Raw genomic sequence first — 12,052 nt, 5'->3', positions numbered from 1 at the left:
TCAAAGCCCGATCACCGGCGGGACCGGCTTCGTGTCAGTGCCGCCGAAGACGCTCTCGGGGTCGGCTTCCTGCAGGTACGAGGCACGCTGGTGCTCCTCGTCCTCGCCGCCCTTGCCCTTGCCCGCAGCGGCGCCCATCGGACCCATCCCGGGTGCGCCGGGCCTGCCCGCGCCCCCGGCGGGACCACCGGGCATCCCGGGGCGTGCCACCTGGCCGGGCTGACCGGGAGCCATCGCCCCGCTGCCGCGACCGGCTCCGGGTGTGGCGCCACTGCCCGGGCCACCGGAAGAACCTGAGCCGGGTCCGAAACCGCCGCCGCCGGGACCGAATCCCGGTCCGAAACCTGCTCCGCCGCCACCACCTGGGCCGAAGTTGGTGCCACCACCGGTGCCGGGGCCGAAGGACGGCGGCTGGTAACCCGGATACGACGAAGGCTGCGGAGGCGTGTAGCCCGCCGCCCGCGTGCCGTCGTCGTACTGACCTGGGCGGAAGCCCGGATCGGAAGGCTGGTGAGGCCGGGGAGGTTCATACGGCCGCGGGCTCGGGGTTTCGTGGCCGGGTGGCGGTCCTGTCGGTAGTGGTGGCTGCACCCCGCCCGGAGGTGGCCGGTACCCGCCGTCGCCGGGATCCGAGCGCCCGCCGAATCCCCGCACCTTGCCGTCGTCACCAGGGCCCGGACCGGGGCCGGGACCGCTGTCGGCGACCTTGAAATCGCCGCCGTCGAACGCGCCGAGCTGCCCGTAGTCGATGGTCCGGCCCGCGGTGTTCGAGCTCGACTGGTCGTTATAGGCGTTGTAGCGGTCGAGGTTCGCTTGTGCCTTCTGGTTGTACTGGTTGACCTTGTCTTCGGTGTCGGTGTCCCACGGTGTCGCGTCGTCGTAGGTGCCCGTGGTCGGCGGGTCCGCGGCGACTTCGCGGTCCAGCGAGTTCTTCAGCGACACGAACTGGTCCAGCTGGGTCTGCGTCAACCCCGAATTGCGCTCGAGGCTCGATGAAGCAGAGGTGGAGGAGTCGGCGAGCGGCTGAAGCTTCGCCCGTGCCGCGTCCGCCGCGCCACCGGTCCAGGCGGATTCCAACGCCGTCATCACGCCGCGGGTCCCGTCATGCAGCTGGGTCTGGTTCCGCGCTTGCTCACCGCCGACCCTGCGCGCCTCTTCCAACGAGCCCGTGCCAGGGCCGTTCAGGACGGCTTCGAGCAGCTGCTTGGGCGTCATCCCGCCCTGATTGACCGCTCCGGAGCCGTCGCTCACGTTCGACCCGACGATTCCACCGACGATCGCGCCGACCGGCCCGCCCACGACGAAACCGGCCGCCGCACCGGCGCCGGTCTTGCCGAGCACCCCCGCGGCCGCCTCCCAAACATCCCCGAACAAACCCATCGAAGCCCTCCCCGGCCCAATCGGTCGATGTCTTGCGCTCACGCACAATACCGTGCCGATTACACCAGGTGGGCGGATTCAACCCAGAAGGCGAGCTTGCAGCCGGGTGATCGGCCGGAGTGCCAGGAAGATCGGGACGGCCATTCCGAGCGCGACGAAGAAATGCACGATCCAGGCCCCGGCCAGCGTCGGCCCGCCCCACGTGCCCTCCGGATCGCTCCCGGTCCAGAAGAGCCCGTACGTCGCGATGCGCCCGACAAGATAGAAAAGCAGCAAAGCGAGCAAAAATGCGATCACGCTCGGGCCGAAGGCCGCCGAGAATCGCGGCCGTGTCCCGCTTCCCTGCCCGAGCCAGCGCCGCGCGAGTCCACGCTGGACCTTCGCGCCGCCGAGGTAACCCGGAAGAACGAGAAGCGCGTAGATCGCGCGTTTCCAGTCCGAAATCGTCATATCCGGCACGTTATGGGCTCCTGACCTGCGCTCATACCGGGCTGACCGCAGACCCCGGGTAGGGAAAACCGGGGATCGCTGTGGTGATCCACACGACCGGGGCGTGGATGCGCGCGAAACGTTCCCCGCCGTCAGACGGGTATGCAACACTCGGTCGCCGAATGGCTACGACGTGAACAGGGGAGGTTCGCGTGTCGAACCCTGAGCAGCTCTTCGCCGATTTCGAGGCCAAGCTGGCCGACGCCCAGCGAAAAGCGAATCAGATGCGCACCGAGATCGAAGGCGTCTCGGTGTCCGAACGCAGCAAGGACGGCCAGATCTCGGTCAAGGTCAATCACGCGGGAAACCTCGTGGGCCTGGAGATCGGCCCCTCCGTGCGGGACAACCCGGCGCTCGCGCAGGAGATCCTCCGCGTCGTCCAGAGCGCACAGAGCAAACTCGCGAGCGCGATGCAGGCCGGCGTTCCGTCCATCGCGGGCACCGAGACGATGAACGAACTGGTCAACCAGCTGGAGAGCGAGTACCCGGAACCCGAGCCGACGGGCTACGTCGAAGGCGGTCACCAAACGGTGGACGAGGACGCCCGCTTCGTCGCCGAAGACGAACTCGACGCGCCTCCGCCCCCTCCGGCCCCGAAGCCGCCCGCTCCTCCGGCCACACCCGCGCCACCGCGCGCCGCGCGCCGGCCGCAGACGGACCACGAGGACGACTACTTCACCGGCGGCGACTTCCTGCGCTGAGCGGGTTCTTGAGGGAGGGAAACATGTCCGGAGGTTTTCATGTCGATCCAGGTGAGCTCGAGACTCATCGCAAGAAGATCGACGACATCAGCGTCCGATTGAACCGGGTCGGTTCGGCCGTCGAGACGACAGCCAACCCCGAGGCTTTCGGCTTGGTCGGCATTCCTTTGGCCGCCATTTGCGGAATCGGGCAGGTCGAGGCACTCGAGTCGATCGTTGCCGCGTCGAAGGCGTCCTTGGATCACGCGGAACGCGTGCACACCTGGCAGAAGGTCAAAGAGTGGGATGAAGAGGACTTCAAGGGCCTGTTCAAGCTGGAGGACTGACGATGCCTGAGACCGCTGAGATTCGCCCTGGCCCGGGCACGGCCAACCCGCTGGTCAAGACGGATGCCGCCGCGGACGAGAGCTCTCTTGAAGGCGCTGGAATCGTCCAGGATTTCTGGGACACCGCCGCCAAGATCAACAGTGGTGACTGGGCGGAGGGGCTCGCGAACCTGACCAACGGGGCCATGGGACTCGTCGGGTTGATGACCGATCCGATCGGCACGCTTCTGAGTGCCGGATTCGGTTGGGTCATCGAGCATGTGTCGTTCCTTCGGGATCCTCTCGACATGCTCGTCGGTGACCAGGTCGCGCTCGACAACATGATCGGCACCTGGGAGAACGTCGGCAAGGAACTCGAACAGGTCAGCGAGGACCTCTCCAAGACCGTCGATCACGACAGTGCGGGATGGAAGGGCACGGCCGCTGACGCCTACCGGGCCTTCGCCAAGGACCGTGCCGACCTCTACTCGGGTCTCGCTGTCGGCGCCAACGCGATGGGGATGTTGGTCAGCCTCTGCAAGACGATTCTGGCCGTCGTCCGGACCATGGTCCGGGACCTCATCTCCGAAGCGCTCGCCAAGCTCGTCAGTATCCTGATGCGCTACCCAGGTCCGGCGGCTCCCGCCGGGTTGGCCGCCGAAGGAGTACCCAAAGCCATCCAGTACGCGCAGAAGGCGATGGGGTGGGTCAAAAAGCTCGCCAAGGCATTCGGTGAAGCGAACAAGCTCTTCAAAAAACTCATGTCCGCATTCGTCAGGGTGAGAGAACTCCTTGCCCCGGTAGGAAAGGCGATGTCCAGGGCCGGTGATTCCGCCTCGAGCGTGATGCGAGCCAACTGGAACAATCTCGGCGCCGTCGGCAAGGGGATCGAGAACGCTTCGAAGACTCTCGGGGATGCCGGAAAGTACACGGAAACGCTGGTAAAAGAGACCTTGAAGGCTGTCGGCAAAGAATCCGACAAGCTTATGAAGGACGATGAGCCGAAGCAGGCTGGGATCGTTGGTCCGAACAGTGCTGCGCCGTCGGCCGCGCCCGCCAGGTCTGCCGAAGCACCCATTTTCGACCAGCAAGGTGGGCAGCGCATATCCGGTTCGCTGGAGTGAGCGCAGTTGCTTCGCGATGGTGTGACAGCCGAGGAGTGCGTTGAAAACGGCGTTGAGAGGTCTGATCGGCTGGTTCGCGGTGGCTGTCGTGCTGGTCGGCATGGACACCCTGGTCCAGATCCAACGGGATCCGGACGAACCGGGTTACACACAGGTGGACGGTTTCGTCAGGCTGGCGCTGTTCACAACGTTCGTCATCGGTTTGCTCGTTGTCACGAAGATCGGGTTCGTGAGCGTCGTCCAGGCTCTCACCTTCGGCGTGATCAAACCTGAAAAGACCGTCGCCGAGAAGGCCGCGATCACGTTCGACATTCCCGAGACCGACGGAGGCAACCGTACGGCGGCGAACATCGTCGCCGTGGAGCTCTTCCTGATCGGACTCGGCTTGCTGCTGGCCGGAGGCGCCGCGGGGTGGGCGATGCTCGATGGCGGCGGCTTCACCCCGTTGTCGGCAGGGACGTTCCTCGTCGCCGGGCTGGCGGTCTATCCGCTCATCCCGGTGGCGATCAGCCGGACGCGTGACAGCGGCCGCACCTGGCCGATCGAAATCACCTTCACACCCGTCGGCATGAGCCAGCCTGTCGGCGAAGGGCAGAAGACCGTCGCATGGTCGAGCATCGATGGTTTCATTTTCGATCGCCACCGAGGTGGTCGTCGGGTGGACGCTCACATCGTGATCTCGGACGAGCGAGGGCGGCACCAGCTGTTGCCTGTGTTCGCCAACGAGTCCAAACATGGATTCCTGATGACCACCGCGATGGATCCGGCTGAAGCGGAACGCGCCGAAGCGGCCATCGAGCGATTCCGGCCCGGTTCGGTGGAGTGGCGCGACCGGCGAGTTCGTCGTGGTGGATTCGGGCTCGGGAAGCGCGACGGAAGTGATGGCGTCGTGCGCTGGCGCGAGCGGGATCGCCCGGACGGCCTGGTGGCCGCTTCATCGAAGGAGACGGTGGTCGTCGCCCGTGAGTCTCGATCCGCGGCGATCGCCAAAGGTATCGCCGCGTGGTCGGTTTCCGCGGTTCTCATCTCGACCTTGTCGACGGCGATCCGGTACGCCGATGCGTTGGACCGCGGCTTTCGGTTTCTGGTCGTCGCGGGTATCGCGGTGGCTCTGACCGGGATCCTGACAGGAAGCGTCACCGGCTGGCGGGTGATCGTGAACCGGTTCGTGCTCCGGCGGCACGAGACTCGCGAACCCGGGCCACTTCCGGCGGATGTGATCGGGTTCGGGATTCCCGACAACACCAAGTTCCTCACCAGGGTCTTGGTGACCGGGCTGAGCGGCCTTGGCTTGATCATCTTCGGTGGCGGCCTGTTCGTTGTCGCCGATCAGGCCGAGATCAACGATCTTTCGCCGATGGTTCTCGGGTTGGTGACCTTCACGATCGGGCTCTTCCTCCTCGGTTCCATAGCGTTTCGCCATCGCGAGACGACGAAGTCTCTTCGTGTGTCCGTGACGGACGACGGCTTGGAGCAGCCGACCGACCGTGATACAAGCCTTGTCCTGCCATGGGATGAAATCGACGAAGTGGTGCTCGACGAAAACATCGCCGGCGGGTTCTTCTCCGCTCATGTCGCTTTGGTCGAGGCGGAGGCGGTGGTCCTCCTTCATGAGGAGTTCCGGAAGCGATCGAGGTTCGGCCATCGGCTGACGCCGACCATGAGGGCCTCCGATGCGGAGCGATTCGCGGCCTTGGTCGAATCTCGGCGACCAGGCTTGGTGCGCTGGCCCGCTCGGAAGAGCAAGCGGGGCGGATTCGGCGTCTTTCGACGCATCATCTTGCGCTGGAAGGACGGAACACCGTCGGGGCCGGTGCCACAAGAAGGCCTGTCGATCTCGAAGGTCGTCGATTCGGACAAGCAGCGACGCGCGGGTTTCATCGCTCTTGCCGCCACGGTGGCCCTCGGCTTCGGGGTCATTTCGGATACCGGCGTGGCAGTACGTATCGTCGCCGCCTCGTTGGGCGTGTTGATGTTCTGGGTGGCGGTCGTTTCGCTGCGACGTGATCAGAGTCAGATCGTCAGGGAATTGGTTCTCAAGTCGCGGTGGATCACGGTGGCGACTTTGTCGTCCCGCACATCGAGCTGGTCGGCGCGCTGGAGCGACATCGAGAAGATCCTCGTGCGCCGAACCGCTGGTACCGACGCGTTTCACCTGGTTCTCAGCCCATCGGAACGTGTCGACGCGTACTACCCGCGCGAGCGTTCGGCGCTACCGCTGGGATTGAAGCGCGAGGACAACGGCGACATCCTGGTCGCGGAGATCGAACTGACCTCGGAAGACGTCAAGGAGATCTGGCCTGCCCTCAAAAGGAACACGGAAGTCGCTTTCGACTCCCCGGCGATCGACGACCCTCAGTACCTCGAGGACCAAGGTTTAGGGCCGTCTTCGACTCGACAGGAACCGTGAAGTGACCGATGAGCAGTTGGTGATCTCGAGGACGCCAGGGGTTTTCGGGCACCTGGCGTTGGTCGTTCTGTTCGCCACCTGACCGCGGTGATGGCCTTCGCTGTGTTCGGGGACTACAAGCTGGCGGTGCGCATCGTCGCCGGGGTCCTCTGCGCCGTGTTCATCTACTGCGGGACCATCGAGTTCCGTAACTACCGGACTCGTCCTCCTGCTGACGAACTGATCTTCGATCCGACTGGGATCACTCGTGTCAGGAGCGGAGTAGCGGCATGGTCGGCTCATTGGGACGTTGTCGAGAAGGTCTTCTTGAGCCTCAAGTTTCGCGAGTACACACATCGCAAGCCAGGAACTGACCAGTTCACGCTCGTTCTTCGACCCGGGCCGGATTTCGATGCCCGTTCGGCAGGTCTCACCCGAGAGCCGGATGGGGACCTGCAGATTTCGGATGTCGACCTCAGCTCCCGTGAGGCTGAGCAGTTGCTGCCCGTCCTCGTCCGCCATGTCGAGGTCGAGATCGAGGACGACAATCGTGCCGTGGCACTGAAGCCCGACGAGCCGATCGTCGATGCCGCGCGTGAACGTGAAGAAGACCTGGTCGTCGAGGACGATGTGGTGAAGATTCACGTCAATGGCTGGGACAAGCGGAAGCTGAAGGCCTTCCACCTCTGCTCGCTGATGATCGAGGTGTGCTGTCTCGTCGTTGCCGCTGCTACTGATGTCACCGCCGTGCGTGTCGGCGCGTTCGTGGTCCTCTTCGGCCTCTTCGCGGTCACGATGGTGGTCGACGGGTTCGAGAGCGAGACACACAAGAAGGAGCGGATGGCCGTCCTCGAACTCGGGCCTCGCGGCTTCTTTCTGCGTACTTACGGTTCGGTGGCAGTTGTGTGGTGGCATGAGATCGATGCCGTGCGGTGGGGCGTCGACAACAAGACCAGGTATCTGGAGTTTCTTCCCGCCTCGAAGGACTTTTCGATCCGTCATCCACGCTTGGCAGCTCTGACCCGCCGTGACCGATACGACGAGACGTCCGAAGTTCTTGATGGTGGCTGGTACCGGTTGGCGGAGCCGTTCACGGCGAACGCGCGACGCGAGTTCGAGAGCACCATGAGTGCGGCGCGAAACGTGGAATTCCGGGAAACGGCCATAGTCGGTTGACCGCCCCGTCTGGCCGAACCGGGGCGCCGCCGGCGCCGATCACTCGGGGGGCTACGTGATCGACGCCGGCGACCCGATGCCCCACTCCCGGCAAGCCGGAATCGGGGCAACGTCACCGCGTGGACGCGGCAACGCATCTCAAGAGCGGGCGTGATCGCCGAAGTGACGTCCGGGGGAAGGTTATCCCCCGAAAGAGTGACGGCGTTCCGCTGCTCGCCTGATTGTCGCACTACGCGCCGAGAAAGTTACAAAGTTCTTCACATCTTCGCCGGGAGAAGGGTCATGACCGGACAACTCCTGGTCATGGCATCGTTTCCTCCATGACTTCTCAGGTGCTGGTCATCGGGTCCGCCAATGCCGATCTCGTCGTCCCGGTCGATCGGCGACCCGGGGGTGGCGAAACCGTACTCGGTGGCGACACGGTCTTGTCGCCGGGTGGCAAGGGCGCCAACACGGCGGTCGCCGCGGCGAGGCTCGGTGCCGACGTCGCGCTGCTCGGGGCGGTCGGTGACGATCCGTACGGCGAGTTGCTCAAGCGGTCGCTGGCCGAGTCCGGGGTGAACACGGGCTCGTTGCGCACGAGTGAGCGTCCGACGGGGATCGCGTACATCACGGTCACGCCCGACGGCGAGAACTCGATCCTCGTCTCGCCCGGCGCCAATTCCAGTCTGCGGCCCGAGGACATCGATCTCGACGGCGCCGAGATCGTGGTGTTGTCGCTCGAGATCCCGCTCGACACCGTCGAGCACGCCGTCGCGAAAGCCGTCGAAAAGGGCGTGAAGACGCTGTTGAACCTGTCCCCGGCGGCCGAGCTTTCCGCGAAGACGCTTCAGGGGCTCGACGTCTTGCTGGTCAACGAGCATGAGGCTGCCTTCCTTCTCGGTGGCGAGGCCGACTTCCCCCAGTTGCTCGATCTCGGTCCGAAGGCCGCTGTCGTGACGCTCGGCGCGAAGGGGGCGGCGGTGGTGACCACGGACGGCGTGACGGAGGTGCCGTCGCCGAAGGTCGAGGCCGTCGACACCACGGGCGCCGGTGACGCTTTCGCGGGCGCGCTCGCCACGTCGCTCGCGAAGGGCGAAGGGCTGGCCGACGCGGCGCGCAGGGCGGTGAGGGTGGCGGCGATCACCGTGACCCGTCAGGGCGCGCAGCCGTCGTATCCGGCGGCGTCCGAACTGGAATGATGTGTGCTTCTGTGTTGTGCTGTCGGCTATGAGTCAGGTCACGCCGCCTATGAGATATGGTCTAGACCATGCCGTCTGAGTCTTTGACCGGGGTCGCCGTCAGTCCCGGCCGCGCGAGCGGTCCTGTCGTCCGGGTCGCCGAACCGCTCGGCGAACCCGCGAGCACGCCGGCACCGGCCGATCCCGCCGCCGAGGCCGCCCGGATCGCCCCGGCCGCGCAGATCGTGGCCGGACGGCTCGAGAAGCTGGCCGAGACCGCGACCGGTGAGGCCGCGACGATTCTCATCACCACGGCGGCGATGGCGGCCGACCCGGCGCTCGTCTCGTCGGCCGAGCAGCTGGTCAAGGACCAGGGTCTGCCCGCGCCGCGTGCGGTGCACCAGGCGGCGGGCAAGTTCGCCGACGCGCTCGCGGCCGCCGGCGGCTACATGGCCGAGCGTGCCCGCGACGTCCTCGACGTGCGCGACAGGCTCGTCGCCGAGCTGCTCGGCATCGCGCCTCCTGGCGTTCCCGACCTCGAGTCGCCGAGTGTGCTCGTCGCCCGCGACCTCGCGCCCGCCGACACCGCGGGCCTCGACCCGGACAAGGTGCTCGCGCTCGTCACCGAAGAGGGCGGCCCCACCAGCCACACCGCGATCCTCGCCCGCGCGCTCGGCATTCCCGCCGTCGTCGCGGTCCGCGGCGTCCTCGCCCTCGACGCGCAAGCGCTTGCGGTGGACGGTGACAGCGGGGTCGTCGAGGTCGCGGACCCGGACGCCGACGTCGTCACGGCCGCCAAGACCGGCGCGATCGAGTGGAACGGCACCGGCGCGACCGCCGACGGCCACCGCGTGAAGGTGCTCGGCAACGTCGGTTCCGCCACCGACGCCCAGGCCACCGCCGAGGCGGGCGCCGAGGGCGTCGGTCTCTTCCGCACCGAGTTCTGCTACCTCGACGCGTCCTCCGAGCCGAGCGTCGAAGAGCAGCGCAAGGCTTACACCGCCGTGCTCACGCCGTTCCGCGGCAAGCCGGTCATCGTCCGCACGCTCGACGCGGGCGCCGACAAACCGCTCGCCTTCCTGGAGCCCGAGGCCGAGCCCAACCCGGCGCTCGGCGTACGCGGCCTTCGGGTCGCCTTCGACCGGCCCGAGATCCTCGACCGCCAGCTGGAGGCCATCGCCGGTGCCGCGCAGGACTCCGGCGCCGAGGTTTCGGTGATGGCTCCGATGGTCGCCACCGCCGCCGAGGCCGCCTGGTTCGCCGAGCGCGCCCGCGCCGCCGGAATCGCCCGCGCGGGCGTGATGATCGAGATCCCGGCCGCCGCGCTGACCGCCCGCGAGATCCTCGACGTGGTCGACTTCGTCTCCGTCGGCACCAACGACCTCGCGCAGTACACCTTCGCCGCGGATCGCCAGCTCGGCGCGGTCGCCAAGCTCAACGACCCGTGGCAGCCGGGGCTGCTGCGCCTGCTCAAGGTCATCGGCCAGGCCGCGAAGGACACCGGCAAACCCGCCGGTGTCTGCGGTGAGGCCGCCGCCGACCCGCGGCTCGCGCTGGTGCTGGCCGGGCTCGGCCTGACCAGCCTCTCGATGAACGCGCCCGCCGTGCGCGCGGTCGGCGCGAGCCTCGCCGCGACCACGCTGGCCGAATGCGAAGCGCTCGCCGAGGCCGTCCTGGCCACGGCGGATCCCGTCGAGGCCAGGGCAGCCGCCGCCCGGCGATAGCAAAGGTCCCTTGCTCCCCCGGCGGAAAAGATCCGGGGGCATGTCGAAATCCGGTCCACCGCTTCGACGCCTTGGTGAAAGACACCGAAGCGACGAAAGGACCGGACCATGACGACCACCATGACCCCGACGCGGGCGGGACGCCGGGAGTGGGTCGGGCTGGCCGTGCTGGCCCTGCCCACCTTCCTGGTCTCCCTCGACGTGTTCGTGCTGATCCTCGCGTTGCCGAAGCTCAGCCAGAGCCTCGGCGCCGACAGTGTCCAGCAGCTGTGGATCATGGACGTCTACGGTTTCATGATCGCCGGGTTCATGGTCACTATGGGCACCCTCGGCGACCGCATCGGCCGCCGGAAACTGCTGCTCATCGGCGCCACGGCGTTCGGGCTGGCCTCCGTGCTGGCCGCGTTCTCGACCAGCGCGCTGATGCTCATCGTCGCCCGCGCGCTCCTCGGGATCGCCGGTGCGACGCTGGCGCCGTCGACGCTCGCCCTGATCAGCAACCTGTTCCTCGACAGCCGCCAGCGCTCCCTCGCGATCGGCATCTGGGCAGGCTGCTTCACCGTCGGCGCGATCGTCGGGCCGATGGTCGGCGGTGTGCTGCTGGAGCATTTCTGGTGGGGTTCGGTGTTCCTGCTCGGCGTCCCGGCGATGGTGCTGCTGCTCGTGGTCGGCCCGAAGCTGCTGCCCGAGTACCGCAACGAGAACGCCGGCCGCGTCGACCTGCCGAGTGTCGTGCTCTCGCTGGTCACGATCCTGCCCGCGGTCTACGGCATCAAGGAACTCGCCCGTGACGGCGTCCACGTGGTCCCGGCGGCCTCGCTCCTGATCGGTCTCGGCTTCGGGGTGGTGTTCGTGCGGCGCCAGCGAATCCTCCAGGATCCGCTGATCGACCTGACGTTGTTCCGCGCCCGCGCGTTCACGACGGCGATCGGCGGGATGTGCGCGTTCACCATGCTGGGTGGCACGACCATGCTCTTCGTCGCGCAGTTCTTCCAGATCGTGCTGGAGCTTTCGCCGGTCGGTGCCGCGCTGGCGTTGCTGCCGGGCATGCTCGCCTCGACCGTCAGTTTCCTCGGCGCGCCGATCCTGGCCCGCCGTGTCCGTCCCGCCACGCTGATCGCGACGGGGCTGGCAGGTGCTGTCGGCGGGTTCCTGCTGCTGACGCAGGTCGAGGCGGGCGCGGGTCCGGTGATCCCGTCGATCGCCTTCGCCATCACCTGCCTGTGTGGCGGTCCGCTGGTCACCCTCGGCACGGATCTGGTCGTCGGCTCCGTGCCGCCGGAGAAGGCCGGTTCGGCGGCCTCGCTTTCGCAGACCGGCAACGAATTCGGCTACGCGCTGGGCATCGCGACCGTCGGCACGCTGGGCAACGCCGTCACGCGGTCCCGGCTCGCCGACGCGGTTCCCGCGCACGACGCGTTCGCCAGCGGGATGCACGCGGTGTCCGGGCTGGCCGCGCTGGTGCTGGCCGTGGTCGCGTACTTCGTGCTCCGGCACCTCCGCCACGTGCGGCCGGTCGGGGCTTAGGCGCTGTCCTGCAAGCCATGTTCGCGGTCTTCGCGCCCAGGCGGTCCCTGACGGCACGGGCGGATGCGGCCGAGTAC

General features: G+C 67.0%; 10 protein-coding genes. 8 read left to right on the top strand and 2 right to left on the bottom strand.

The genetic code is table 11. The features are described from left to right. Both ACIHAO_RS02085 and ACIHAO_RS02080 read right to left on the bottom strand, forming a co-directional pair. Nucleotides 1-1,380, bottom strand: coding sequence for a hypothetical protein (locus ACIHAO_RS02085; RefSeq protein ID WP_396554321.1), 1,380 nt, complete (start codon nucleotides 1,378-1,380; stop codon nucleotides 1-3). 78 nt (nucleotides 1,381-1,458) lie between these two features. Next, the gene (locus tag ACIHAO_RS02080) at nucleotides 1,459-1,830 is read right to left on the bottom strand and encodes a hypothetical protein (protein WP_396554320.1); all 372 of its coding nucleotides are present in this window, start codon (nucleotides 1,828-1,830) and stop codon (nucleotides 1,459-1,461) included. A 191-nt stretch (nucleotides 1,831-2,021) separates the two neighbouring features. Here ACIHAO_RS02080 and ACIHAO_RS02075 point away from each other — a divergent pair, with 191 nt between their 5' ends. The 8 genes from ACIHAO_RS02075 (at nucleotide 2,022) to ACIHAO_RS02040 (ending at nucleotide 11,975) form a co-directional block, all read left to right on the top strand. Further along, the gene (locus tag ACIHAO_RS02075) at nucleotides 2,022-2,570 is read left to right on the top strand and encodes a YbaB/EbfC family nucleoid-associated protein (RefSeq protein WP_396554319.1); all 549 of its coding nucleotides are present in this window, start codon (nucleotides 2,022-2,024) and stop codon (nucleotides 2,568-2,570) included. Between the two features lie 23 nt (nucleotides 2,571-2,593). Then, entirely contained in the window at nucleotides 2,594-2,896 is a 303-nt protein-coding gene (locus tag ACIHAO_RS02070) for a hypothetical protein (RefSeq protein ID WP_396554318.1), read from the top strand. Between the two features lie 2 nt (nucleotides 2,897-2,898). Then, nucleotides 2,899-3,999 (top strand): hypothetical protein, encoded by a 1,101-nt coding sequence (locus ACIHAO_RS02065; RefSeq protein ID WP_396554317.1) that lies wholly within the window; start codon nucleotides 2,899-2,901, stop codon nucleotides 3,997-3,999. Nucleotides 4,000-4,153: 154 nt separating this feature from the next. Further along, nucleotides 4,154-6,409, top strand: coding sequence for a hypothetical protein (locus tag ACIHAO_RS02060; RefSeq protein WP_396554316.1), 2,256 nt, complete (start codon nucleotides 4,154-4,156; stop codon nucleotides 6,407-6,409). Between the two features lie 90 nt (nucleotides 6,410-6,499). Continuing rightward, nucleotides 6,500-7,564, top strand: coding sequence for a hypothetical protein (locus ACIHAO_RS02055; protein ID WP_396554315.1), 1,065 nt, complete (start codon nucleotides 6,500-6,502; stop codon nucleotides 7,562-7,564). Between the two features lie 320 nt (nucleotides 7,565-7,884). Then, entirely contained in the window at nucleotides 7,885-8,745 is an 861-nt protein-coding gene (locus ACIHAO_RS02050) for a ribokinase (RefSeq protein ID WP_396554314.1), read from the top strand. A 68-nt stretch (nucleotides 8,746-8,813) separates the two neighbouring features. Beyond that, nucleotides 8,814-10,448 (top strand): phosphoenolpyruvate--protein phosphotransferase, encoded by a 1,635-nt coding sequence (gene ptsP, locus ACIHAO_RS02045; protein WP_396554313.1) that lies wholly within the window; start codon nucleotides 8,814-8,816, stop codon nucleotides 10,446-10,448. Nucleotides 10,449-10,556: 108 nt separating this feature from the next. Then, entirely contained in the window at nucleotides 10,557-11,975 is a 1,419-nt protein-coding gene (locus tag ACIHAO_RS02040; protein WP_396554312.1) for an MFS transporter, read from the top strand. Nucleotides 11,976-12,052: the final 77 nt, after the last annotated feature.

It is taken from the genome of Amycolatopsis sp. NPDC052450 (assembly GCF_044547565.1).
GTDB lineage: Bacteria > Actinomycetota > Actinomycetes > Mycobacteriales > Pseudonocardiaceae > Amycolatopsis.
The sequence above is the reverse complement of the archived record's forward strand: the minus strand, read 5'-3'. Positions and strand labels throughout refer to the sequence as shown.